Annotated in this window: 25 protein-coding genes; 18 read left to right on the top strand and 7 right to left on the bottom strand. The window is 34.6% G+C overall.

The features are described 5' to 3' along the window. Positions 1-88 precede the first annotated feature (88 nt). The 3 genes from NSQ40_RS17500 to NSQ40_RS17490 all read left to right on the top strand — a co-directional run bounded on the left by NSQ40_RS17500 (position 89) and on the right by NSQ40_RS17490 (position 3,939). Entirely contained in the window at positions 89-1,198 is a 1,110-nt protein-coding gene (locus tag NSQ40_RS17500; protein ID WP_003198980.1) for a serine hydrolase, read from the top strand. A 148-nt stretch (positions 1,199-1,346) separates the two neighbouring features. Further along, complete coding sequence (gene argH / locus NSQ40_RS17495; RefSeq protein ID WP_033796310.1) at positions 1,347-2,855, top strand: argininosuccinate lyase; 1,509 nt, start codon at positions 1,347-1,349, stop codon at positions 2,853-2,855. A gap of 247 nt (positions 2,856-3,102) precedes the next feature. Then, positions 3,103-3,939, top strand: a complete 837-nt coding sequence (locus NSQ40_RS17490) for a GNAT family N-acetyltransferase (RefSeq protein ID WP_003198976.1) — start codon at positions 3,103-3,105, stop codon at positions 3,937-3,939. Between the two features lie 35 nt (positions 3,940-3,974). On the opposite strand, the gene NSQ40_RS17485 is transcribed toward NSQ40_RS17490, so the two are convergent. Beyond that, positions 3,975-4,727 carry a (S)-benzoin forming benzil reductase gene (locus tag NSQ40_RS17485; protein ID WP_097787451.1) on the bottom strand — a complete coding sequence of 251 codons (753 nt, stop codon included), beginning with the start codon at positions 4,725-4,727 and terminating at the stop codon, positions 3,975-3,977. A 124-nt stretch (positions 4,728-4,851) separates the two neighbouring features. Continuing rightward, on the bottom strand, positions 4,852-5,559 hold the full coding sequence (gene ric, locus NSQ40_RS17480) for an iron-sulfur cluster repair di-iron protein (RefSeq protein WP_006095534.1): 708 nt from the start codon (positions 5,557-5,559) through the stop codon (positions 4,852-4,854). Between the two features lie 260 nt (positions 5,560-5,819). Between ric and NSQ40_RS17475 the strand changes: the two genes are divergently transcribed. From NSQ40_RS17475 to NSQ40_RS17455, 5 genes are all read left to right on the top strand, one after another. Further along, positions 5,820-6,161: an ASCH domain-containing protein gene (locus tag NSQ40_RS17475; RefSeq protein WP_003198969.1), complete on the top strand. Its 342-nt coding sequence runs from the start codon at positions 5,820-5,822 to the stop codon at positions 6,159-6,161. A gap of 74 nt (positions 6,162-6,235) precedes the next feature. Continuing rightward, complete coding sequence (locus NSQ40_RS17470) at positions 6,236-6,574, top strand: NUDIX hydrolase (protein WP_003198967.1); 339 nt, start codon at positions 6,236-6,238, stop codon at positions 6,572-6,574. A gap of 68 nt (positions 6,575-6,642) precedes the next feature. Continuing rightward, complete coding sequence (locus tag NSQ40_RS17465; RefSeq protein ID WP_003198966.1) at positions 6,643-7,260, top strand: acetate uptake transporter; 618 nt, start codon at positions 6,643-6,645, stop codon at positions 7,258-7,260. Positions 7,261-7,668: 408 nt separating this feature from the next. Continuing rightward, positions 7,669-7,869, top strand: coding sequence for a cold shock-like protein CspB (gene cspB / locus NSQ40_RS17460; protein ID WP_003198964.1), 201 nt, complete (start codon positions 7,669-7,671; stop codon positions 7,867-7,869). Positions 7,870-8,191: 322 nt separating this feature from the next. Then, positions 8,192-9,037 carry an exonuclease gene (locus tag NSQ40_RS17455; protein WP_018765374.1) on the top strand — a complete coding sequence of 282 codons (846 nt, stop codon included), beginning with the start codon at positions 8,192-8,194 and terminating at the stop codon, positions 9,035-9,037. Positions 9,038-9,977: 940 nt separating this feature from the next. Here NSQ40_RS17455 and NSQ40_RS17450 read toward each other — a convergent pair. Continuing rightward, positions 9,978-11,111: an RNA-guided endonuclease InsQ/TnpB family protein gene (locus tag NSQ40_RS17450; protein ID WP_258248270.1), complete on the bottom strand. Its 1,134-nt coding sequence runs from the start codon at positions 11,109-11,111 to the stop codon at positions 9,978-9,980. Between the two features lie 348 nt (positions 11,112-11,459). On the opposite strand from NSQ40_RS17450, the gene NSQ40_RS17445 reads away from it, so the two are divergent. From NSQ40_RS17445 to NSQ40_RS17410, 8 genes are all read left to right on the top strand, one after another. Continuing rightward, positions 11,460-13,550, top strand: a complete 2,091-nt coding sequence (locus NSQ40_RS17445) for a right-handed parallel beta-helix repeat-containing protein (RefSeq protein ID WP_258248271.1) — start codon at positions 11,460-11,462, stop codon at positions 13,548-13,550. Positions 13,551-14,001: 451 nt separating this feature from the next. Beyond that, positions 14,002-14,550 carry an AarF/UbiB family protein gene (locus tag NSQ40_RS17440; protein ID WP_098101310.1) on the top strand — a complete coding sequence of 183 codons (549 nt, stop codon included), beginning with the start codon at positions 14,002-14,004 and terminating at the stop codon, positions 14,548-14,550. A gap of 166 nt (positions 14,551-14,716) precedes the next feature. Then, positions 14,717-15,373: a PIG-L deacetylase family protein gene (locus NSQ40_RS17435; protein ID WP_003198951.1), complete on the top strand. Its 657-nt coding sequence runs from the start codon at positions 14,717-14,719 to the stop codon at positions 15,371-15,373. Beyond that, positions 15,370-16,698 carry a glycosyltransferase family 4 protein gene (locus NSQ40_RS17430; protein WP_033798278.1) on the top strand — a complete coding sequence of 443 codons (1,329 nt, stop codon included), beginning with the start codon at positions 15,370-15,372 and terminating at the stop codon, positions 16,696-16,698. Before NSQ40_RS17435 ends, NSQ40_RS17430 begins: the two co-directional genes overlap by 4 nt. After that, positions 16,688-17,863, top strand: a complete 1,176-nt coding sequence (locus tag NSQ40_RS17425; RefSeq protein ID WP_258248272.1) for a carboxylate--amine ligase — start codon at positions 16,688-16,690, stop codon at positions 17,861-17,863. Before NSQ40_RS17430 ends, NSQ40_RS17425 begins: the two co-directional genes overlap by 11 nt. A 5-nt stretch (positions 17,864-17,868) precedes the next feature. After that, positions 17,869-18,924, top strand: coding sequence for a phosphotransferase (locus NSQ40_RS17420; protein WP_003198942.1), 1,056 nt, complete (start codon positions 17,869-17,871; stop codon positions 18,922-18,924). Positions 18,925-18,962: 38 nt separating this feature from the next. Then, on the top strand, positions 18,963-20,291 hold the full coding sequence (locus tag NSQ40_RS17415; protein WP_052100716.1) for a glycosyltransferase family 4 protein: 1,329 nt from the start codon (positions 18,963-18,965) through the stop codon (positions 20,289-20,291). Positions 20,292-20,298: 7 nt separating this feature from the next. Then, positions 20,299-20,475, top strand: a complete 177-nt coding sequence (locus NSQ40_RS17410) for a hypothetical protein (protein WP_006095548.1) — start codon at positions 20,299-20,301, stop codon at positions 20,473-20,475. A 218-nt stretch (positions 20,476-20,693) separates the two neighbouring features. On the opposite strand, the gene NSQ40_RS17405 is transcribed toward NSQ40_RS17410, so the two are convergent. Continuing rightward, positions 20,694-21,755 carry a DUF3900 domain-containing protein gene (locus tag NSQ40_RS17405; protein WP_098101309.1) on the bottom strand — a complete coding sequence of 354 codons (1,062 nt, stop codon included), beginning with the start codon at positions 21,753-21,755 and terminating at the stop codon, positions 20,694-20,696. A gap of 161 nt (positions 21,756-21,916) precedes the next feature. After that, the gene (locus tag NSQ40_RS17400; protein WP_018767401.1) at positions 21,917-22,243 is read right to left on the bottom strand and encodes a hypothetical protein; all 327 of its coding nucleotides are present in this window, start codon (positions 22,241-22,243) and stop codon (positions 21,917-21,919) included. A gap of 406 nt (positions 22,244-22,649) precedes the next feature. Here NSQ40_RS17400 and NSQ40_RS17395 point away from each other — a divergent pair, with 406 nt between their 5' ends. Beyond that, positions 22,650-23,561 (top strand): VanW family protein, encoded by a 912-nt coding sequence (locus NSQ40_RS17395; RefSeq protein WP_033798279.1) that lies wholly within the window; start codon positions 22,650-22,652, stop codon positions 23,559-23,561. A gap of 773 nt (positions 23,562-24,334) precedes the next feature. Here NSQ40_RS17395 and NSQ40_RS17390 read toward each other — a convergent pair. Further along, positions 24,335-24,787 (bottom strand): DinB family protein, encoded by a 453-nt coding sequence (locus tag NSQ40_RS17390; RefSeq protein WP_003198931.1) that lies wholly within the window; start codon positions 24,785-24,787, stop codon positions 24,335-24,337. 19 nt (positions 24,788-24,806) lie between these two features. Next, the gene (locus NSQ40_RS17385) at positions 24,807-25,340 is read right to left on the bottom strand and encodes a GNAT family N-acetyltransferase (RefSeq protein WP_018767403.1); all 534 of its coding nucleotides are present in this window, start codon (positions 25,338-25,340) and stop codon (positions 24,807-24,809) included. A 236-nt stretch (positions 25,341-25,576) separates the two neighbouring features. Between NSQ40_RS17385 and NSQ40_RS17380 the strand changes: the two genes are divergently transcribed. After that, positions 25,577-25,792, top strand: a complete 216-nt coding sequence (locus NSQ40_RS17380; RefSeq protein WP_018767404.1) for an alpha/beta-type small acid-soluble spore protein — start codon at positions 25,577-25,579, stop codon at positions 25,790-25,792. Positions 25,793-26,493 lie beyond the last annotated feature (701 nt).

The raw sequence follows: 26,493 nt of genomic DNA, 5'->3' as shown, positions 1-26,493 counted from the left end.
GTTTATAACTATATATAACAGATAAAAGATAAAAGATAAAAGATAAAAGATAAAAGATAAAAGATGTAAATTAGGAGAGGGAATTCACTTGAGAAAAGTTATAATATGTGCGGGAATCATTGGTGTATTCGTAGTACTTATATCCGGTAACTTTTTAGTAAAAAAAGTTTGGAGCTCTAATAATGATGATGCTCAATTTATTGCCTCATTTGTTGAAGAACATAAAGATGAAAAAAATAGTGCCCTACTTATAAAGCGAAATGATAAAGTTGTTTATTCTGTGAATCCAGATGTCGTGTTACCAGTTGCGAGCACGATGAAGTTAATTGTTGCACTTGAATTTACGAAACAAGTTGTAGATGGGAGAATTGACCCAAATAGTTATGTGTCAATTGATGATGTAAATCGTTACTATATTCCAAATACAGATGGTGGTGCGCAGGATCGTTGGCAAAAGTATTTAATGAAAACTGGTAAAATGGATGGAAATGCAATTTCTTTAGAAGAAGTTGCGAAAGGGATGATGAAATTTAGTTCAAATGCAAATACAGAATATTTAATGGATCGACTTGGACTAGATTATATTAACCAAAATTTACAAAACCTATCACTTCCTTCACATCAACCGTTATTTCCTATTGTTTCTTCTCTATACATTCCGGGATATTTGCATAAGGAACTGCATATTCCAAAATCTAAATTAGAGAAAAAGTTAAAAGAAATGTCTTCAGAAGAATATCGTCGTTATGCCATGTTAATACATGAACGGTTAAAAGAGAAAGGACCGTTATTACAAAAAGAAATTCCGCTCTATTTAGAAGGAAAATATGAAAAAATATGGTCAGATAAGTTGCCAGCTGCATCCGCAAATGATTATATGGTGCTTCTGGAAAAAGCGAATCATAAAAAAGGATTTACAAAGGCTGGAGAAAATGAGTGGGCAAATCTTGTTGAAACGGACATGAAAGCAAAGAAGTATCGTAAGTCATTCCGGCATGCTGGACAAAAAAATGGGTATACCCCATGGACATTAGCAAAAGCAGCTTATGCCACTGATAAACTTGGGAATTGTACAGAAATTGTATTTTTAGCAAATCAATTGGATGAAGATGATAGTACAGAGCTTCGTAAGCACTTACTGAATTTACAGTTCCAGGTGTTAAAAAGTGAAAAATATGATGCCACTGTTATTAAATAAACCCGATGCGTGAAGCATCGGGTTTATTTTTATCCCGCTATTTGTGGGCAGTAAGACCCCACTGATGGAAGTTTCACTTTATACAAGCACCTTTTCAAAAGCTCAGGGTATGATGATTAGTAATAACTGGGCGAAAGGGGAAAAGGTGATGAAACAAAATAAGGAGGAATTTATAAAGAGTGAGGGCGCTGATTTCCCTGGGGAAACCTATGCAAATTGTGTGCTACAGCATGTGTTTCAATTTCAGCGAGATTACTTGTTGCAAGAGATGTTTATGATTCATCGTGCTCATATTATCATGCTTATTGAGCAAAAATTAATGAAACAAAAAGATGCAAAAGTTATTTTAACAGCGTTAGAAAAAGTGGCACAAATTCCAAAGAGTCAATTACTGTATGAGAAGGAGCATGAAGATCTCTTTTTTTTAGTGGAGCATTTAATTGGGCAAGAAGCAAATCATAATTTTGTAAGTAATATGCATATTGGCAGGAGCCGGAATGATATGGGGGTCGCGATGTATCGGATGAGTTTGCGTCGCTATTTACTCCGTTATATAGAGCATTTTCTTCTTTTACAAGAAAGCATGTTAGAAGTTGCGAATGAACATATGGAAACAATCATGCCTGCTTATACGCACACACAACCTGCCCAGCCGACAACATTCGGTCATTATATGTTAGCAATATATGATACAATGCATCGGGATTTAGAGCGTGTTTGGAAGGTATATCATCTTGTCAATCAATCTCCTTTGGGTGCAGCTGCTCTATCTACTACAAGCTTTCCTATAAATAGACAGCAGGTTGCAAAGTTGCTCGGTTTTTCAAGTGTTATTGAAAATTCATATGACGCTATTGCAAGCGCAGACTATTTATTAGAAACAAGCGCGACACTTATGGTAGCGATGACGAATAGCAGTAGATGGCTCCATGATTTCTTACTACTAGCAACAAAAGAATACAATGGGATTACTGTTGCAAACCCATACGTACAAATCAGCAGTATAATGCCGCAAAAACGGAACCCTGTTTCCATTGAACATGCTCGTGCTCTCGCTAGCAGTGCACTTGGAGAAACTTTCACTGTATTTCAAATGATTCATAATACACCGTTTGGAGATATTGTTGATACAGAAGATGATTTGCAACCTTATTTGTATGAAGGAATCGAAAAGGCAATTCGTGTGTTTTGTATGATGAATGCAGTAATTCGAACGATGAAGGTGGAAGATGAAGTTTTAAGAACTCGCTCGTTTCAACATGCGATTACAATAACCGATTTTGCAGACGCATTAACAAAAAATTATAAGATTCCTTTTCGGCGTGCTCATCGTGCTGCAAGTGATATTGCAACAATGTCTATACAGCAGAAAAAAGAGTTACATGAACTGAATTTCACAGAAGTAAATATATATTTACAAGAAAACTTTCATGTAATACTTTCAGAAAAAGAATGGGATGATATTATATCACCAGAATCATTTGTTGAAAAACGGACTGTATATGGTGGGCCGAGCAAAAAAGAAATGGTACGTATGATTCAAAAGAGGAGAGAGTGTTTTAAAAACGAAGAAATTACATTCGAAAGGGAAAAACAACGGATCTCACAAGCTGAAAAAGAAGTAATGACGATAGTCTTGAATATTATTGAATCGTAAAAGCAGGATTTAATGAATGAATCGCCAATATTCTATTTAAATATAAAAATATAAATCCAAATAAACCCCTTCTTTTTAGGTGGGAGAGAGCATACGGCCATGCATAGAAACGGTCAGATCCTTTTCCTGCCTCATGCCAAGGTAAAACAGAGAGAGAAAATGAGTGTAAGTCACCTTTTCTTCTTCGTATCAACGACTTATATGTCGAAAAATCAAAAGGGATTTATATAGAAAGAAGAGATTGTCGATGATTCAATTACAGGTATATAAAGATGTTTCTTACTTTAAGAAGGAAGTCACCTCCATTTTGGAAATGAATGAGCAAGAAAATAATTTATTATTAGGGGTGTTACAGTCTACGGAGAATCCGTTGTTTATGGCAATAGCAAAGCAAAATGAAAAAATTGCTCTCATACTTCTTCAAACTGAGAAAAAGCAAATGATTGTTGCTAAATCCGAGATTTCGCAAGAGGCTATAGAGGGAATAGCGAAACAATTAACAAAGGTGTATCCAGATATACCGGGATTGATTGGTGAAAAGCGAGTGGTGAAACAATTAGCTGAAGAGATTGCAAAATTAGAACAAAAGAAGCTTTCTATTCGTATGAATCAAGGTGTGTATGAATTAAAAAAAGTAAAGAAGAAATGGGGTGAATATGGAGTTTTTCGGCGAGTAAACAGCGTTGAACTACCATTAATTGAAAAGTGGGTGCACCAATTTTGTGAAGATGTTCATTTGCCCACTACGGAAGAAAAATCAAAACAAACTGCAAACACATTAGTAAGTACAAATCGGTTGTTTGGATGGGAAGTAGATGGGAGATTAGTTTCAGTAGCTGCAATTACAAGGCCTACTAAGAGTAATATTACAATCAATTTTGTATATACACCGAAAGAAGAACGTAAACAAGGGTACGCTTCTAATTGTGTAGCTGCCCTTAGCCAGCTCATGTTAGACCGAGGTTATAAAACAACTACTTTATATACAGACTTAGCAAATCCAACGTCGAATAAGATTTACCAAGAGATAGGATATGAACCAATAATGGAATCTGTATTAATATTTTTAGAACCGATAAGATAAAAGGCTCGCTTATATGCGAGCCTTTTGCTATGAAACTATTTTTCATCAATGCGAATTACGCCGCCAGATTCGAAATGGGGTGTATCTAAAAGATGGATAACCGCTTTAGCGACATATTCAGGGGAGAGTAATTTTCCTTCTTCTTTTAAAGCGATAAATCGATCTAAGTTAGTAAAATCTTCTTTTTCTGTTTGCCGAATTTGTTGCTGCATGTCTGTGTCAACAACACCTGGGGCAAAAGTAATTGTTTTTACTGGATATTCTTTTTCAGCTTCCTCTATAGCGACACATTGTGTAAACATGTTCACGCCAGCTTTCGTTGTACAATATGCTCCCCATCCAAAGTATGGTTTTTGACCGGCTCCTGAAGAAATGTTAATAATACGTTTGTCCACGTTCCAATTTTTCGTATGTTTCATAAACGAAGAAGTAAGGATCATCGGTGCAATTAAATTAATTTGTACATTTGCAATCAAAAGTTCACTTTCTGATTTTTCAATCGGTTTCATTGGTGCGAGGGTACCGGCATTATTAATCAAATGGATAGACGATACGTTTTCTTTTTCAATGGATGAAAAGATTGTTTCAAAATGAGTTTCTAGATTATGTACATCTTGGAGATCGATTGAGTGAAATGTTAAAGGAATATCTTTTTGTTTTGCTTTTTCAATAAGCTTTTCATTTTGTCTTCTAGAAATACAAATGAGTCGTGTATTTTCCTCTAATAATTGTGTAGCGATTGCCTCGCCTAATCCTTGTGAAGTACCTGTTACAATGACGTAGCGCATTTCTTTAAAACTCCTCCCATATTAAATGTAATAAGTGGTGTTGATAAGGTGTTTTATCTACATGTTATAGTATAGAGCATCTTATATAAAGAAATAAATCTCCTCATATGAGGAGATTTATTGTTTATTTTAAGGAAAGTAATCTTTTGAATAAAATGTTGTTTTCAAGATGTACATGCTGGAATAAATCAGATTCAAAATCTTCTAGACGATTATAAACCATACGATATGTGCGGCATGCATGCTCTGGAGGAGTAAAATCATTTGTAATGATTCGTAATTCTTTTATAAGATCGCCAGCTCCATCATGCTCTTGTTCTAATTCTTCAAGCCTTTCAATTGCCAAAATTAAATTTTCTTGAGTTGAATTTTGTTCGTATTTTTTGATAAGCGGGAATACAAGAGTTTCTTCTTTTATTATATGTTGTTCAAGTTCTAATTTTAATTCATGAAAAAGTCGGTGAACGGTACTTAAATGCGACTCTGTTTGACCATGTACGCGAAATACTTTTGTTACATATGGGCTCAGCTGTGGCAATTCTTCTTGAATATATCGATGATGTTTTTGGATAATATGGTCAATTAGTATAGAAAAATTAGCTTCACTCCAGTTTGTAGATTCATTATTTTTTGATTTATATAAAATATATTGTTCATTTAATAGTTTTAAAAGTTCATCAGGAGAAATTTTTTTTGTTTGTGTCGCTATTTCAATTGTTTTGTCCCCGCCACAACAAAAATCAATACGATGTTTTTTAAACAAATCACTTGCTTGTGGAAAAGTGGTAACTATTTCACCAACAATAGATGTTTTAGTAAAAGGTGTAGCCATATGAATCACTCCTCTGTTCATTTGTATGCTTTTAGCATAATGGATAAGAAAAGAGATCGAAGTGATTATAATCACAAATATAATGTAGAATTCATGAATGTTTTGTACATGCGGGGAGGGGTTGTTCAATCTGTTTGAAAAAGTAATGGTGGTGATTCTTCTTTTGAAAATGATATCGAATAAGCCTTGCTGAATTTCTTGCAACAAATGAAAAAAGAGTTGGAAATGCTCATGTTATAATAAACTAAGGTGGTGAGGAAATGAAACATAAAATGGGATTATATAATGGGCCATTTCAATCTATTCAATCTGGAAAAAAGGTATTTGAAGTACGCTTATATGATAAAAAGCGTCAGAATATACAAAAAGACGATAAAATCGAATTTACAAATCTAATAACAAAAGAAACAATTTGTGTAAAAGTAACTGAGTTAAAATGTTATCAAACATTTCAACAGATGTATGAAGACATTGATAAAGAGTTGCTGGACTGTGCAAACTGGAGTGTAGAAGAAATGCTAGCAAGTACATATGAAATATATACGAAAGAACAAGAGAAAAGGTGGGGAACAATTGCTATTGGGGTTGAAGTAATAGCATGATTCGAAATCGTAGCTCACTCATTTTGATACAAGAAAACAAGGTTGCTCTTATAAAACGTGTTTGAAAGAATGAAGTGTATTTTGTCTTTCCGGGTGGAGGGATTGAAGAGTATGAAACACCAAAAGAAGCAACAATACGTGAGGCTTATGAAGAATTAGGCGTGCATGTTGAAGTTCAAAAACTTGTTACGAAGTATGAGTATAAAGGCACTCAGTATTTTTATGAAGCTCGTATCATTGGTGGTGTTTTTGGTACAGGAAAAGGTGAAGAATTTACAAAGATTGATAGGGGACAATACATTCCAGTTTGGATTCCTGTAAAAGAGCTATTAAATTTAAATATCAAGCCATATGAAGTAGCGAAAATGATATTTCATTGTTACAAAAACGTGAAGTCTGACGACATACAATAAAAACCATTGACATACATACCTGAATTCAGTATTGTATTCAAGTATGTGTTCAAAATCAGGAGGTTTTTATGAGTAATCAAACTACACATCATGTGAAAATGACAACAGCGGATCCATCTGGAATTGGTCTATTTGGATTAGCAATGGTAACACTTGTAGCATCATCACAAAAGCTAGGATTAACTGATGGCGTTTCATTTGTATTACCATGGGCAATCTTTTTAGGAGGATTTGCACAACTTTTTGCTTGCATTCACGATGCAAAGCATAATAATACGTTCGGTACAACTGCTTTTGGTGCGTATGGTCTATTTTGGTTAGGTGTTGGGACATCATGGTTAATTCAACTTGGTGTATTTGGCGAAAAACTGGCACAAGCTGTAGATCCAAAGCAACTTGGTGTTGCATTTATTGGGTACCTAATTTTTACAATTTTTATGACTATTGGAGCAATGGAAACACATAAAGTATTATTTATGATTTTTGTACTTATTGATTTCTTATTTATCGGTCTTTCATTTAGTACTTTAGGTGTTATGCCACATGCTATGCATAATTTAGCAGCGTATTCTGAACTATGTATTTCATTACTATCTTTCTATGGTTCAGCAGCTGCTGTATTAAATACACATTTCGGAAAAGTTGTATTACCAGTAGGAAAGCCATTTGGCATTTTTAAAAAATAAGAGTAGAGGAGCACGAATGACAAGAAGAGTCATTCGTGCTTTTTTTATAGCGTGCCCAGTTAAGCTAAGTATTGCTTACTCGTGAAAGTCTAGGTAAGAACCGACTCGCCTAGTAGCTGATAGGCAACTAGTGGAGAAATTCTAAAGTTGAAGCCCTGGGAGAAAAATGTTGAGTAAAATGTACAAAAAATAGAGAATTCAGCTTTACTTTTATTATATCGATATGATATAGTGATTATAAACCATTTTACTTTTAATAATATAGAGATTTAAATGAGCTGTAACTTCAGAAGAGGATAGCAATGTTAAATCTCCTCTGCGGTTGCAGTTTTTTAATGTCGTTATTATTGTTGTAAAGTGGTCGAAAATGAATATGTACATATAGGTACATTGTAGGAGGATTTTTTCATGCAAAACGGTAAAGTAAAATGGTTTAACTCAGAAAAAGGTTTCGGATTCATCGAAGTTGAAGGCGGAGAAGACGTATTCGTTCATTTCTCAGCTATCCAAGGCGAAGGATTCAAAACTTTAGAAGAAGGTCAAGAAGTTACTTTCGAAGTAGAACAAGGTAACCGTGGACCACAAGCTACTAACGTAGTTAAGAAGTAATTGAATTGAAAAGAGAAGGGCTTGCCCTTCTCTTTTTTTATTGTGCTTGATTCATTTCATTCTTTCGAATGTATGTTTATCCCGCTATTCGCGTGCAATAATACTCTCACCTCAACATTCGACGAAAACAAAGAAGCTAGACGAGAGATAAAGCAAACCTCGCTGATTAAAGCTTTACTCTATATACAAAAAAATTTAGTTATTTTTGTCTGAATATTCAAAAAGTAATCTCGGGATCTTTTTTATAAATTTTGTTTTGTGTATTTGTACAGTGGGGAATATATAATTAAAAATATAATCAGATAAGGAAGAGGGATATGACTTGAATGAACCTAAATATTATATTGTCTTTGATGTTGAACGGAATTTTCGACCTTATAAATCGCAAGATCCCTTGGAAGTGGTTGATATTGGGGCAATCAAGGTAGAAGCAAGTACAGTGCGTATAATAGGACAATTTTCGTCACTTGTTAAACCAACCGCACCTCTAACCCGCCATACAACAAAATTAACAGGCATTACAAAGCAAGATTTAAAAGAGGTAGAAGTGTTTCCAGAGGTAATGGAGCGATTTCTTCAATTTGCTGGGGATGATTATATGTTTATAACATGGGGAAAGGAAGACTATAAATTTCTTGCGCAAGATTGTAAGCTACATCATATAGAATGCCCTAATATAGAGAATGAGAGAAAATTTGATTTGCAAAAATTTGTATTTCAAGCATATGATCAATTATTTATACATACACCAAGTTTAAAATTTGCGGTGGAACAATTTTCTTTAGAATGGGAAGGAAAGCAGCACCGTGCCTTTGCAGACGCTAAGAACACCTTGAATATCTTTCTTAAAGTATTCAAGGAAAAGGATATTTATAAGCGGTATAAACGAAATGAAGAACTCGTACTTGTAAAGAATGGTTTATTAACTGAAAAAGCAAAAAAGAAAATGAAAAGATGGGTATTTAAAGAATTAAAGAAAAAAGAACACAGTCCATTTACTTGGGATGATTTTCAAAATAGCAAGACATGGGGGAATATAACGGAACGATATTATATTGATAATAACACAATACGACTTTTACAAAATTATTTTACTATGGCTGTAAAGAAAGGTGAGCAGCAGTTGCGAGTGTTAGAAGAGATAAATAACAAAATAAACGATGCATAGTCAAAAGTTAAAAGTGTTCGTGTAGATGAATATATAAAGAATTGTTTTTTTGTTAGGCTTCTTTAATTAGAATAACAATGATTATATACACGTATTTTTTGAGGTGAATAGATGAAAAAATTGTACTTAGTAATAAGTGTGCTTCTAAATTTTATTTTTGGTTTTCTTTTTGGGTATGCTCTTTTAGGAGGGGAATAACTGTTTATTCAATCAATTGTCTATTTAATGGTTGCTCAGATATGGTAAAAGAATGGGTGGGTATGGTTATGGGTTTAGTTATTACTTTGATAATAGGTGGTATTCTTTTTCCGATGATTATATTTACGAACAGAAAGTTTTTACATGCTGTGAAGATGAGAAAAAAACATTATTTTCTTGTCATTTCCCTTTTTTTTATTCTAGGTACTTTTTTTAGTTTTTCTTTAAGATCGAACCATATCGGTCCATTTTAAAGAAAGTGCGGCATTTTCCGTGATTATTCCCCTCGCATCAGTTGTTTCTTACGGACAATTCTCCTTGAGCTGTCTCCCTTAAATTCTGATATATTTTATTGTAGTTTAAAGATAACTGCTTTTCTTCAGTTCTAGTAGTTATACAAACAATAGCCTGATAGGATATATTGAAGAAATGTCATCTTTTTGAATTCTAATAGTAGGTTTTCGTGTCCGGATATGTATAGTAACCAAGGTAGAGGCAAAGGGATGTGAGTAAAAATAAAAGAGCGCTACAGAATAGCGCTCAATAAAAACCATAATATGGAAGGGGGTGTAATTGTAAAATAAAACTGGTCTGTGAATGACCCCTCCTTAACACTCTTACGAGTCGTTTGAAGAAGGGACTTCCTGTTTCATAGAGCGTTGCTGCTTGGGAATCTAAGCAGTCTTACATACTCTCCACAGGCGTCGTTTATACTGTTTGGACACAACCTTGCCCTACAGTTTCATTCTTCGGTCGTTCTCATAAGTAATCGCTCTAATCCTTTTCGCAAAATGTTGAGACTTGCATTATAATCTCTGTCTAACACTGTTCCACACTTTGTACAAATATGTGTCCGAATCGAAAGTGATTTTTCCACACGATTCCCACAGCTAGAACAATCTTGTGATGTGTACGCTGGGTCTACTCTCACAAGTAAACCGCCAAATTTCTCACACTTATACAAAAGCATCTTACGAAAAGCGCCCCAGCCTGCATCAGAGATCGACTTCGAAACTTTTCGATTCCGAACCATCTTTCGAATATCAAGATTTTCTATACAAATCACCGAATACATTTGCGTGAGATGATAACTTAATTTGTGTAAGAAATCTTTTCTTTGATTCGCTACCTTTTCATGAAGGATCTGAATTCGTTCTACTTGCTTCTTATAGTTCGCAGAGTCCTTCTTTTTCTTCGAAAGGTTACGCTGTGCTTTCCGCAGTTGTTTTTCTTTTTGCAGAAGAAATCTTGGATTTTCAAATACCGTTCTATTTGAAAGAACAGCGTATTGATTCAGTCCTACATCTATACCAATTGCATTTTCTATATCAATAGAGGGAGGTACATCCTGTCTTTCGGCACTAAAAATAGCGTACCATCTCTTCGATTGGCGTTTCAGAATCAACTGTTTGATCGTTCCTTCTATCAGCCGATGCAGATGAATCTCTATTTCTCCTAACTGTTTGTTATATAAATTTCCGTTATCTGCAAATGACATCGCAAAGCGGTGTTTCCCATTCGATTTGAATCCAAATTGAGGGGAAGTGAGACTATTATAGTCTTTATACTTTTTTAATTTGGGATAGTTTGTATCCCCACTCAAAAAGCCATCATATGCCTTTTTGAGTCGTAAAAATACTTCTTGTAAGGGTTGTGATGGCACTTCTTTTAGAAAAGGATATCTCTTCTTATCGATTACTTGTTGCTTCTGCATGTCAGAACGTGTATACAATTGCTTATTTTCTTTATATTTTCTCTGTTTATCTAAAAGAGAAGAGTTATAGGTTTGACGACAATATTGCAGCCAACGTTCTAACATTTCTTTTTGTTCTTCCGTTGGGGAAATTTCACATTTTCGGCTCAGCAACATTGTCATCACCTTCCTCTTTTTTCATTGTAGTGTTTCAGATTCCTAAAAACAAAGAAACGAATGTACGTTCCTCCCCTTACTACTAGTATACATAAAGTTACAGAAAAAGGAAACAAAAACTTCGTGCTGTGCACGACCAACATTCCTCCCCTCCCTACCACTGGACTATGTCCTGCACGCGCTTGAGGAAGGGGACTTCTGCTGGAGTACTGTTAAATCTAACGAGAGAATATAACTGTTTTTTTATGAATAGGGTTGTAAATTTTAGTGATTTTTAAAACAGTTTCCTTTTATAGGGACGATTTCTTTTATCAATGAATATACTATTTTAAGAAAATGAAGGGGTGAAGGGAATTGGATTATTTAATTGAACTAAATCAGTGGGGTATAAAAGAAGGATTCCCCACCAAGCCCTATGCAGATGCTGATTATATACAAGCTGATAAGAATATACAGGGAATAAACAGTGCATTACAATTTGCGGCGGTTAACAATTATGTTGAAGTGATTCTTCCAAAGGGGAATTATGCGATCTGTTACCCTCGTGAAATCGCTATGGTTTCTAATATTGACTTTAATTTAAATGGTTCAACACTAAAAGTAATATATGATTCTAACAAAAAATCACCATTCGATAATAGAACAACTACTGATTATTACAACTTTAAAGGAAATAGTGTTGTTTTTAGCAAAACCACTAATTCTCATTTATTTGGCGGAACCGTCATTGGATGTAGGGATGATAGGAGTTTCTCGAATCCTTTAGAAGCAGCAATGGAGCACACATATGGAGTTCTCTTTCAAAGAAGTTCAAGTTATTGTTCTATGACAAATTGTACAGTTCGCGATTACATGGGTGATAATGTTTCATTTAGCTCAGATTCTATATATAACTATGGTGAATTTGATCAAGGACTTACATTAAGTGCTTTAGATTACACAACTGGACAACCAATCACCTCGGCTAATACACTCATAACAAAACTGTTAAACATACCTCAAGATTTAACACCAAAGATAAATTCTTTCCTTATAGCTGGCGCAGGATACGCTAGAAAAACTAATTTAAATACTAAAGAATTGGACATCTTCTTTTACGACAATAGCAACAAATTCATAGGGGTTATGAAGAAAAGACGAATTTATACCGATATTTCTATTCCTGTTACTGCAACTAAGTTTAGATTGCAGTATTACAATGAAACCAACCCAAGTAAGAATATGCAGATTACTATTATGTTTGGCGGGATTCCCCATCATAATACAGTGAAAAAGTGTGGAATATTTAATGGGCATAGGGGCGGTATTACTTTAGGTGGTAGCTATAACAAAATTGTAAACAATAAAATCCGTGATAATGGAAAAGGTTTGGTTAGGTTTTTGGATGGAAAACCGCTTTTCAATGACCCGACTAGGTATTCGATAAATATGGAAGATAGTTATGGGGCAAGCTGTACGATAAAAGATAACGAAATTTACGGTAGTTATCATGGTATCTTAGTCGGGTGTTACGATGTTTTAATAGAGCACAATCACATTTACAACATTGATAATATTGCAATCAATTTGTATTCTCTCGTGCATGCAAACATTAAGGATAACTTCTTATATAACTGTCAAAACAACATTGGCCTTATGACTTCTAATTTTAGTGCGGCGTTTGTGAATATCGAAGGCAACAGCTTTACAGGTGGCATCATGAATGTAACTAGTGATTCATACAGGGTTTCATTATCAAACAATCAATACGTAAATCCTGACATGATTGCAATGGGCGATAATTGCACGTTTGATAATAATTACATTATTTTTACAGAAAATCTAGTTACTGCACCGTGGCTAAAGGCAAACAAAATAAGCAGATGTACCTTTAAATCTGTTCCTATACAAAAGGAAATGACGTTTAAAGTGAAAGAGTATGATAATTGTAGATTCGAAAACTTACGAGTCAGATCTGAAAATCCAAATCCTAAGAATGTAGATGTCTGTGAATTCACTAGATCAGAATTTATTAATTGTGAGCTGAGAAATCATATGTTTAGCGGACGCCCCATGAACGTTAAGGTTACTAAATCAAAGCTTATAGATACGACCTGCGAAGTCGGTATTACAAATGTGGACAACCAAGTATCATACACATCATTAGAAGAATGCGATATCACTATCAATACCAAAAATAATCTGTTTTTATCAGATACAAACAGACCCTATACAATTTATAAAGCAGCAAATTGTATAGTCACGATAAACAATACATCTTTTGGTGCCTTATTAGCATCTGGCTCAGCTAATGCAGCGAATGAACTAGTTCTGGAAGGAAATGAGTTTGTTTATACAGGCTCTACACCTCTGAATTTAAAATACTATACAAATAAAAATCACATACGTAACTTTGTTGATTCAGACAATATTTTTACAAATATCACTTTACCTACTGTTTCCTAATGAAGACTAAGTGTATGTGAAGCAATAAAAGAAACCGGCTATGTAATAGGAGTCGGTTTTTAATACATAACGTATTTATTCCATGTTAAGCGGGGGCAACCGGTTTAATAGGGTCAGTCGCCCCCGGGAATCGCCTTATCTCTATCAATCTAAAAAATAAACTACCTCAAGATGAGAAAAATGAATTTCGTTGCAATAAAAGGAACGAATTTCTTGTTTTGGGGATATTTGCATTTCTTAGCTTGATGGCAATGGGATGAAGCCCCCCACTGATCAAACTTTCACTTTATTGCATTTCAAGGTTTTAAAATAATATCTATTAAAAAACCATATGAATTGAATCAAGTTATAAAAATATATATTAATCTAGGTTACATATGTAAGTGATGAATCATAGAATATGAGGTAATACTATTGCAAAAACACGAAATACTTATTAAGGAGCGATCAAATGAAGACATACTTTAATAAAAGAAGAATAAGCAGAAGAGACTTGAAGGAATATAAGCTCATTGGGGATGGGAAGGATGGAGAAGTATATCAATTAACTCATGATAAATGTGTGAAAATGTTTTTCCTGGAAGAAACTCAAAAAAAAGAGTTGAAAGCTCTGGTAATTGGACAATCATCACCTATTATTCCACGACTTTATGAATATGGAGAAAATTATATTGTCATGGAGTATATACATGGAATTTCACTTGCACGTCACTTGAAAAAAGAAAAACAGATCACTGAAGAATTAACTGAAAAAATATTAATAATGTTGGATGAATTTAAAAAGATCGGATTTACCAGATGGGACACGGAAGTAAGACACGTTTTAATAAATGAAGAAGGTCAGTTAAAAGTTATTGACCATAAAAGAGCTTTTACCTCAAATAGCAAGGCTCCTATTAAATTATTAAAGGGGTTTAAAAAATTTGGACTGTCACAGGATTTTTTAAACTATGTGAAGAATATACCTTCTTCTGCTTATAATACATGGGTGAAACATTGATAAAAAACCGAACGACCTGGGCCATGCCCTGCACATGCTTAAGGAAGGGGACTTCTGTTGGAATACTGTTAAAAGATGATAAACAATAGAGCAAGCTCTCCGCTAATGACCGTTTCTTTTTGTAGCATCAATCATAAGTTAAGTAGTACAAGGAGTGATAAAAATAATGAGAGAGTGTGTTTTAGTCATTGGTGCTCACCCTGACGATGAGCTATTAGGAGTCGGCGGGACTTTAAAAAGACTAGTAGAAAATGGCTATCGGGTAATTTCAATCATTACCGCTTTAGGAAGAAAAGAGGAAGCCCATCACATACAGCAGCTAAGCCGGTGTGCAAATAAGGTAATTGGTATTGAAGAAGTGATATTCCTCGAGCATGCTAATTTAGAGTTAGAATTAATTCCGCTGCATCAGTTAACGAAAGAAATAGAACAATTAATACAGACCTATAAACCGAGTAAAATCTTCACCCACCATTATGGAGATGTCAATATTGATCATTTAATTACTTTTCAAGCGGTTTTGACCGCGACTCGACCTCTGCCGAACCAAAAACCGATAGAATTAATTACATTTGAAACGGTTTCCTCTAGTGAGTGGAATATCCACACGAATGATAAAGCTTTCAAAGCTAATTATTTTGTCGACATTACAGATCAAATGGATTCAAAGATTGCGGCGCTCAAACATTACGATGTAGAAATGAGAGATTTTCCTCATCCTCGTTCATATGAAGGAGTTCAGTATTTAGGAAGAGTTAGAGGAATGACGATTGGCGTACAATACGCTGAAGCGTTCGAAGTGGTAAGGAGGATCTGGCGATGAAAAAGAAGCTTATGTTTCCATATCCTTATGTAATTAAAGAAATGGATAAATATTTTGGAATTCATTCGTTCTCATTTCAAAAAAAGAAGAATGAAATGTACGAACGTTATACAAATACAGGGCCAAAGACGGTCCGAAAGAAAAGCCTTTCTATATTAATTGCTACGTTTTGGGACTATCCTCATACTGGAGGTTTATCTAATTATATTACGGCACTTAGTGAAGGGTTAAGACAACAAGGACATCAAGTCGACATTATCTCCCCTAATCAATTTCCTCGGAGTAAAGTAGAGACCCTGCGTGAAGTAGTTGTTCCCAGATTAAAAAATTTCTTTAATACACGTTATGGAAGTTATAATAGCATGATTTTGAAAAATCACAGACATATGTACATCTATGAAAAGATGCTTCTTCACAATATCGACTTAAAAAAATATGATATCTTCCATGCGCAAGATTTGTTTACAGCGAATATATTAGGAAGAATCAATGTATATTACGGAAAACCTTTGTTGTTTACACCCCATGGGATGTTTACTTTTAACCGGCTGAAATTTGGTATATTTAAAAAAGGTTCGCTGGAAGAAGTCTATTATAAAACATTAGAAAGAAAAGCCATTGAATTTGCCAATCACCTTATCATTCTCAGTGATTCATTTCGTGATCCGTTAATGCAGCTAGGGACTAAACAAGAGAACATGACAACTGTGCTTACGGGCATTGATTACCCTGAGAAGTATCGCACAAAAAATACATCAGTACACAAGAAGGTCGTTATTACATGTGTGGCGAGATTAGGCCCAAGAAAAGGCCATAATGTATTATTTGACGCACTTTCAAAGCTGAAAAGAAAATATACTGATAACATTAAAGTGCTCATTGTCGGAGATGGTGAGATGAGAGACACTTTAGAAAAGCAAGTCGATTCTTTGGGTCTTTCCATGGTGGAGTTTTTAGGGGCAAGGAATGATGTGCCAAACATTTTAAGCAAAACCGATGTTTTTGTACTTCCAACCCTAAACGACAGCCTGCCTATTTCTATCATTGAGGCCATGCATAGTGGAGCTTGTGTCATTTCGACAACATCGGGAGGCATACCTGAATTGGTGAATCACTCCAAGACAGGCATTCTAGTCGCTCCAGGAGATACAGATAAACTGGCACGTGCATTAAAGTTCGTCATTGCAAATCAGCAAGGTCGGGAGCAGTTGGGTGAAAGTGCAAGAAACTTTGCTAAAAAGCATTTAACTAGAGAGACAATGACAGCTCATATTGAAAAGATCTACAAAAAGTATTTGAGTGAGGAAGAATTCTATGAATCATGAACACGCAGCAGTTGTACTGGACTTAAGTGCCAATGGAATCGGAATCATCAGAAGCTTAGCGAGAAAAGGGATCAACGTTTATGCGTTCGATATAGAGAAACCTTATAAGATAGGAAAATCACGTCTTGCTTCATGTGGAGTATGCCCAAGTCCTTTATCAGAAGAAAAGGAATTACTAACTTTTTTAATCAATTTGGCTAAAGAATTTAAACTGAAACCGATTTTGTATACAGGCGCGGATGATTATGTGGTGTTCATTTCAAAATATCGAATGGAACTGTCTAACTACTATTTATTTTTGTTTCCTGAACATTCGCTGATTGAAGAAATACTGGATAAACACAAAATGTATGAATTAGCAGTGAAGCATAATATTCCATGTCCTAAAACGTATGTGATCGAACATAAAGAACAAATGGAAGAAGCGATATTGGCCCTCGATTTCCCATGTATATTAAAGCCGACTTTGGGCCATGAGTTTCGAAAAAAAATAAATAAAAAGGCCATATTCATAAAAGATCCAGATCAACTAAGAAATGAGTATGAATTGTATCGACAGCATGGAAAGCTCATCATTCAGGAAATCATTCCTGGCGACAATCAGCATTTTTATAAAGTGGCCACTTTTTATGACGACAATATGGAGCTACTAGCGTTATTTTCTTTGCAAAAGAATCATCAATTCCCAGCTGAATTTGGAACGGGAGCTCATATTGTTAGTAAACAAGTTCCAGAATTGGTGGATATATGTTTACCATTTTTTGGAAAAATGAACCTTAAAGGTATTGGTATGGCAGAGTTTAAAAAGGACCCCCGAGATGGGGTTTATAAGTTTATTGAAATAAATCCTCGTTTTTGGTTAACGCATAGCTTGACAGGACCTGCTGGCGTGGATTTTGTTTATATGTATTATTTATATTTAACCAAGCAAAACCCCGGGCCGAGGCTCAAACAAATAGACGGTGTCAAATGGATTTATCTTGTGCGGTATTATTTAACGTTCCGTCACAAGAAAAAAAGAGCTGAAATGACGTGGAAAGATTTTTATGAAGGCTTGCGAGGCAAAAAAGAGTTTGCTTTGTTTGCATGGGATGATCCAATGCCATTCATTAGAAGTGCGTGGTCTCATTTGAAGAACGCCTGGAAACAAAAACGAAAGGAATGAAAACGTTGTACGAGGCAAAAGTATTATTCCATCATTTTGAGAAGTTGAAGATTTCAGAAAAGCTTTCTTATTCAATGGCTGAGAAGGTTGTAATAGACCCTGCTAAAATCGAGTGTCTAAAATCAACAACAAGAATGAGTATCTACAAATTATCTCTTCGAAAAAAAACGAATCATTATCCCATTATTTTAAAAATATATCATTCAACAAACTATAAAAATGAAGTAGAGATTAATGTATATCAGAGAGCTTATCCTATATTGAAAGAGTTTCTTCCTCAAATATACCATGTTGAAAAAAACGGAAATGACACCTGGATATTCATGGAATTTGTTCAGCAAGTACGCGGCCAGATCACCTTCTCCCCGAAACATTTTGACTACATTATCCCCACCGTTGCCAAACTTCACGCACACACATTTGAAGACAATTTTAAAAAGCATAAAGATGTTTGGAAATCTTGGCTTCCTATTTATGAATCAAGCCACATGAGAAGTAATCGAGCCAAATATATTGGAAAGACGATTGCTTTTCTCGATGACGCAGCGAAAGACGACCGGTTAAGGGAGATCATTAAACCCTATCATAAACCGCTAATAAAACTATGTCATAAGGGACCGGATTTTTTCCCGGAACTATTTGAAAATGGTTCATCTATAACGCATGGTGATCTTCATATGCAAAACATATGCAGCAACAATGTGACACCGGGTGCACCATGGAACATCCAGTTTATCGATTGGGAGTCCATTAAATATGCACCCGTCTGGTTTGATATGGTTGTTTTAGTCGAAATATTATTAGGTTTCAGAAAAGATTGGCAGAGCCATGCAGAAGAAATTCGCACGCATTGTGTGAAATCATATACAAAACAAATGCAGAAGAATGGCATTCAATTTAAAACGGCCCCAATTGACCTTTATAAAATGGCGTATTTGCAGAGAACATTAGAAAAGGGATTGCATACCCAGCTACGAAGAATATTTGATAACCGCGGTGGCGAGCTATTAACGTATCATCTTGAAAAAGTTTCAACTTGGGGAAGAGAATTAGGTTTATAAGATAAATAAAATTTTCACATTAGTAGAGTTAGGAGGAGATGCTTCTGAATACAATAAAGGAAGAGCGAAATGAATACATCTGTCCCTTCCATGCGAGCCTGCTAAAAGTCATGGATGAATACTATAAAATAGATAGTAAAAAGAATCATTTAATGGAACCATTTCAGACATTTGGAATCAAAAAGAATCGCATACCAAGTAAAACAAATAAACTAAAGATTCTCTACGTAACGTTTTTGCGATATCCAAATACTGGAGGGTTATCAAATTATATTACTTCCTTAAAAACAGGTTTTGAAAAGTATGGTCATGACGTAGATGTCATCTCACCTACTCAAATGACAGCAGTTCATCTAGAGCAAGATATCCCGCAGGCTGCCGAACATGCAAGGGACTTTCTGCTGCAACGATATGGTACAGTCAATGAAAAAATTATAAAAAACACTAGTTTCATGAATGTGTATAAGTCTTTCTTAAGAGGAAGAAGTCTAGAACAATATGATGTGTTTCATGCACAAGATTTATTTTCTGTCTTTTTATTAGGACAACTAAATCTAGAATATAAGAAACCTCTTTTTTTTACACCGCATGGACATTTTACAAAAAGCCGGTTAAAGTTCGATAAAATAAAAAAAGGATCAATTGAGGAAGTTTATTTTAGTGAAATTGAAAAACAGGGAATAAGAGCATCCGATCAAATCATAACGATCAGTAATTCTTTTCATTCCCCTTTAAAAGAGTATGGCGCAAAGATAGAACAACTGGTTACTGTTCATACAGGCATACATTTTCATCAAGCTTCTATACCTAAACAAGAGTATAATGATAATCTTGTAATTTCCTGTGTTTCCCGCCTTTCTCCCAGAAAGGGTCATGACATTTTTTTGAAAGCGCTCTCGCAAATTCAACAAGATTTATCTAATGTAGAAATATGGATTGTTGGTGATGGTGTCATGAGAGAAAGACTAGAAGACCAAGTACTACAACTTGGTCTCGACAATATCAGGTTCTTTGGCAGAAGAACAGATATACCGGAAATCCTTTCCTCTTCTGCTATCTATGTCTTACCTACCATTAACGATAATTTTCCGATTTCAATTATTGAAGCTATGTTTTCTCGTCAAGCTATTGTTACAACAAATTGCGGTGGTATACCAGAAATGATTCAAAACGGAAAAACAGGGATCATTTGTGAACCGGGAAATGTACAACAACTTTCCGATGCTCTTAAATTGCTTTTAGCAAATAAGAGTCTTCGTGAACGTTTAGGAAGAAATGCTCAGGAATATTCACGACAACATCTAACTCAAGGTGGGATGATTTCAAAGATAGAAAGAATCTATCACTCTTTTATAAGCGATATGTAGAACATGTATGGAACGTCGTAATAAAAGAAATGATGCCTCAATCTATAAAGGAGAAATTCTTCATAGCCAGTTAAATAATAGTAAAGCGATTGAAGTATTAAAATGGAAGCCTGCTTCAGACGTCTCATTTGGTTTAGACCAAACGATTTCTTACTTAAAGAAAGCAAATCAAAGTAAAAGCTGACTTAAAGAAATTTGTATGTATGAAGAATGAATAGATAACTCATATGTGAGGAGCTAGTGTATTTGTCAATTGAAAATCCAGCCATTTTGTCATTAAAAACCCAGCCACTTCTTCGAAGTAATTGAAGAAGAATGGCTGGGTTTTTAACGATTATACGTGCTTACTTTTAGATTACCAAATACAAAAATCGCTTTAGTGACACTAAAATTTCTTTTAGTTTACGTCTTACTCGCAATCCGCTCCATTACTTTCTCTAACTCATCCGGCTTCAAAAACTCAATAGGAGAGAATCCCTTCTCAAACGTAAGTGTATCCGCCTCAATCATTAGTACATATTTATCATTAACCTTGGCAATATGAATCTGTTCCCCAAAATCTGCAAGCAATGCCTTCACAGAAATATGATCTGCCTTTAGCTTTAATTCTATCTCAGGGGTATGCTCCACAATTTGTGCCGTAGCTTCCATAACTTCTTCCGTTGTGAAATGTTCCATAATTTCCCGCTTTGGACTCGCAGCCCATACTTCCATCGCTTGGTCGAATTGTTCCCGTTCTTCTGTACCTTCTTCAAAGACGTCTTCAATTTGGTCGTATACCATGTCCATAACTTGTGTTTTCATAATTTCTGGCATGGAACGCTCATACTCAACGAATTTTAAGAAGTCTTCGAAGTAGCGGGCGTGTGATGCTTGGTGGATTTTTAGTTCGCCTACCTCTACGATGCCTTCTTCTGGCATGTATGGGTATTGAATAGATTTCATATTTTTTGTCGTAATTGCCATTTCAACGTTGCGAATAAGTGTTGTTTCGTCGGAAATGGAAGCAACTTTTGGCTCGAAGTCACACTTCATAACGAATACGAATGGATCGTCAAAGTATTTCCTCAGTTTTGCTTGAGCAACTAAAAATACACCACCGCGTACTGCACTTGTATCGATATATGTATAAACGAGAGGTTCACTCATATCTTTAAAATTCTCTTTCGTTTCTGCAAAACGGATACGATTAAATAAATTATAATGAGGGTTGGAATCGAATTCGTGCCCAGTTTCTACAATAAATCGACCAATCTTTGTTGGGGCTTGTTCGGTTTTTGCATGACGTTCTACTTTTCGTTTAGATATTTTTAATAATTCACCATCTAAGAACTCTTTTAATGGGCTGTCCTCATATTCTTCAGCATCTAACGTTTGAAAATGTTTATATCGCTTATCTGCTTGTTCACCTTTTCCTTCTACTTGTACGACATAGAAGGAGAGGAAGTTTATTTCAAAATCCATATTTATCACCTTGTTTCATTTCATTGACTCTTATCAGTATAGAGATGGAGAAAACTTTCGTCAATTTAATAAAATAAAACGGATAACAGAGGCTTACTATCTGTTAATTTGAAATATAGGAAGGGAGAGTCCCTTCCTATATAGTTCTTTGTTTTACTAATTTAAAATCCATCCTCAAGTGCTGAAAATGGAATGTTTAGTCGATTCTCTACAGTACGTAAACGCTGATTTAATCGATTGAGTCTACGTGTATGACGTTCTACTGTCTGCTGAAGTTGATTTACTCTTTGTTCTAGCTCATTTACTCGTCTTTCTAACTGACGGCCGCCACTACCTGGAAAGGAAATTGGAATTTGAAATTGTCTATTTGGATCATATGGATCAATTTGTTCTGTTTGTTCTATATATGGTTGATATTGCGATTGCCCGTCATATGATGGTTGATAGTTATAAAGGTTGTAGGGGGCATATGAATTATAGGGATACATAAACATCCTCCGTTCTCTAAATTTGCTTGAATTCATCATAATGTATGTGTAAGAGCGGATAGGTGGCACGGCAAATACCTATTTTGAATAGGGTGCTTCATCAAATGTATTCAAGAGAATTTGTGATAAGTTTTTATAAATGAGAATTGCCTATGAAGAATTCCAAAATATTAATGTATTAAAATTGTTTTTGAATAATCATTTGGTATATACTGGTTAAATAAGAAGGACATTACAAACTTAAGTTTTTTAAGTAAATATGTGTAGACATTTCTTAAAGAAAAGAGTAATTTTAATATAGTGGAAATCAAATTGTAATATTTTGTAGTCATATTGCAAAGTCATGTAATCATTCATACATAAAATTGAAAACAAAGAGTAATGGTAGGGAAAAGGAGAGAGTATATTGTTACGTAAGGTACAAAGTATAGTAATAGGGGCACTATGTGTAAGCATAGTGAGTGGATGTGGTACAAAAATAAGTGAAGTTTCATTAGTAAGTGGCATAGGAGAGCATGCAGTAGAAGCTAAGACTGGTGTCAATGAAAGTGTAAGTTTAGTAGATGCTAGAAGTGGTAAAGAAGTAAAAAATGTTAATATAGCAAGCTTAGGTTATTTTGAAGATGAAAATAAGTTTAAAAAAGAAGTAACGAAGGTTGCTAAGGAAGTCGGAAAAACTATTGATCAAAAAATGGTCCCTTCTCGTATGGCAAGTGATGGAACATGGCAAGAAGGTAAGCCTTCTTATGAGTTAATGGAAAAAGAGCTAGTAGATAAACTAATGAACGTAGGAATGTGGGATTCTTCGTACCAACTACCAATTGTTGAGAAAAAACCTGTAGCGAAGCCGGAAGATGCAAGTGGAAATGGTGCAGTTTTAGGAAGGTATGAAACAAACTTAGGTGCTTCTACAGGTGGTAGAATCGAGAATATTCGTTTGTCTGCAAGTAATATTAGTGGTGTCGTATTAGGAAAAGGAGATCGTTTCTCTTTTAACGCATTAATTGGAGATACAACACCAGACAAGGGGTATCAGTTAGGAAAAGAGATTGTTGACGGGAAACTAGTAGATGGTTATGGCGGAGGAGTATGTCAAACATCTTCTACTCTTTTTAATGCTGCAGATCAAGCTGGTTTAAAAATGGTGGAGAGAACTACACACTCCAAAACAGTAGGATACGTTCCACAAGGCCGAGATGCTACAATTGCATATCCATATTTAGATTTAGTGTTTGAAAATACAAATGAAGTGCCTGTGAAGCTTTATATGAGCATAGAGGGTGGAAAACTTGTTGCTGAGGTACGTGCAGCAAGATAAGAATTACCGTACATAAAAGTCTTATAGATTCAACTAACGATTAGTGGAAGATTAGGGGAATCTCCACTGATCGAAGTTTCACTTTATTATGATCTGAGCCATTCTTTCTAGTATTTTTCTAGAAGGGGTGGCTTTTTGTATACGTATAAATCAGTAATGAAAATTTATCCGCTATTCGCGGGCAGTAATACTCCCACCTCAAAAATCAGCAAAAGCAAAGAGATTAGGTGGGAGATAAACTTCCTGTAAAAGCTCGATTCTTGAGGGCTAATAATCAGTGGGGATGAAGCCCCAACCGATTATTAAAGATTTACTTTATCTACTGATTTAAAAAACTTCTTTTGATAAACTAGAATAAATAGGAAATAGGGTGTTTTAAAAGTATATTTACAATTAGACAGCTATAATTTGATATAAAAACGCCAAGTGAACCAAATGAAAGTTTGTCCAAATAGATAACAGCTTTAATAAAGGATAATAGGCATAACTTTGAGGAGGAGAGAACTATGCAATTCATTTTAGAAATGGTAGCAATTGCTGGAATAATATTTATTATTTTGATTTTAGGATTTAGTAAAACGTTAAAAGATGTCAATAGAAGGAAGAAGAATAAAGAAAACAAATGACTCATAATGCATAATGATAGAGAAAAAAGGTGCTTATGTATAGAAAGCATTAGTTTTTTTATAACAAAAATAAGGAGGAGGTCCGGCTGTGAGCTTTCCTCTTTATTTTTGTTATGTAATCCAAATCGGGAAAGGGTGAAAAGGAATTTAGTTTTTATGTTTTGTAAATATTTGATTAAGATGATGGTTCATATGATCAATATAATCTGTAACAAGCCATTCTAAAGTTACTTCCTGTTGGTCTTCCAACTTACATGTAAGTTGCCAGTGTTCATTCTTTACATTGCTTAGTAATTTTATCATTTGTATGTTAATAGCTTCCCATAATTTTAGAATTTCATTTGCTGAAAAAGATTGTTGATAATTATGTACTTGCACCCACAAATCTTGATCATAGCCAGTGAGTATAATTGTTTCCTTTGAAGTAAGAATATCAACAAAGCGTCTATGGTTTACCGTACCGGAATCGCAAAGATGACCTAATATTTCTTTTTTAGACCATTTTGTTGGGGCGAGTTTTATATCCATGTCAGAAAAAAGTATAATTTTTTGAGATGCAGTATGAATTATATGTTCTAATTGGGTTGCTAATGTAGACATGTGAATCCCTCCATTTTCATTAATAACTGAATGTTTGCAGCTCAATCCAATACCTTTTTACAACATTACCATCTTCTTCGATAAAATCATTATCACGAAGTCCTCTGTTATGCAAAATTGTTTTTTCTGAAGCAGTATTACCTTCATCACAAACGACAAGTACTTTTGTAACACCTAATTCTTTTATTTTTTCTAATGATAAAGCTAATAATTTTGTAGCATATCCTTTTTGTCTTGCTGAAGGACGAATACCATAACCGATATGCCCACCAGCATTGAATAGATGCTCAGTTAAACGATGACGAATATTTACAGCACCAACGATTTTGTTGTCATTTGTGATAAGCCAATAGGTAGAGTCCGGTACCCAACTATCGGGAATGTTTTTACCTTTCGCTGCATCCAGCAACTCTTGAACCATTACTGGAAAATTAGAAGGATCTTTTGTGATAACCCAAGGAATCATCGTTTCACCACTATTTTTCCATTCTTGATAGAATTCTAAATATTCTTCTTGTAAGTCAATTGTGGGTTGTACTAAGTAGACATCCATTATTATTAGGCTCCTTTTATATATTTTTCGAAATATTAAAATAATCTTAACATAATTTGGATGGTAGAGAAATAAAGTACTTGGAGATATTGATGTTGATGAATTTAAAGGATATAGATTAGGAAAAGATTTCTACTCTAGAATCCCTTTGTTATGAAGTTAAATATTTTGAATTTATGTATGTATATTTATGGGTAATTAGAGAAACATATAAGAAATTAACTGGAGGTGAAGCAATGAATATTCGTGAAAATTACAATACAAATGAAATACTTATAACAGCTTCAGCGAGTGCTATTGAGCAAATGAAATATGAAATTGCTCGTGAACTTGGTGTTACACTTGGACCAGATTCTACAGCGCGTGCAAACGGTTCTGTAGGCGGAGAAATAACGAAGCGTTTAGTTCGTATGGGAGAAGAACAATTATCTGGACAATATAGAATTCATTAAAATATTTCTTTTTGAATATAGGTTATAAGTATTTTTTCTGTCTGGAATGTGTTTTGTTTCTTAGTCTGATGACAATAGAATACTGTCAGTAAATTAGAATAAACAAAAAAGTACTCTCAATGAGTACTTTTTTGTTTTCGCGTATTGAAATGACTTTTCAGAACCTTATTAGCAGGGGAACAAGGTTTTGAACAGAAACACTCTTCATTAAAAACTTAACGTTGATAGAATAAACAGTAAATTGAGAATTATTATATGGAATATTGCAAATGTTTAGTATAGATATTTTTTACTATGGTTATAGAGAAAAGATGTTTTTACTGTCTTGCTAGTGGAGAGGGGAAAGGAATAAAAATTAGCTTTTACTAATCGGGGAATTATGGATGTTTTATTTTCAGCAATCTTTTGTGAATTGGCCAGTTTACTTTCGGCTAATGCAAGTACAACTGTAAACGCCCCCTAGTATGATTTTTTCATTAAAAACGCCCCCGACTTTACGAATATATTTCGATATAAAAATGAGGAATACCATAATTATACATGTGAAACTTATCCGTAATAAAATGTTGTTCTGATTTTTTGTAAGTAAGAAAAGACGGATAAAGTTTTGTTGACTTTCCCTTAAGGGAAGATTAATATGAATTTAAGTAGTATTATAAAATACCACTTAAATTCAATGCGAAATTTATGTGCAAAGTAAG

It is taken from the genome of Bacillus sp. FSL K6-6038 (assembly GCF_038050455.1).
Classification (GTDB): Bacteria; Bacillota; Bacilli; order Bacillales; family Bacillaceae_G; genus Bacillus_A; species Bacillus_A pseudomycoides.
This window is presented reverse-complemented; position numbering and strand designations above follow the sequence as displayed.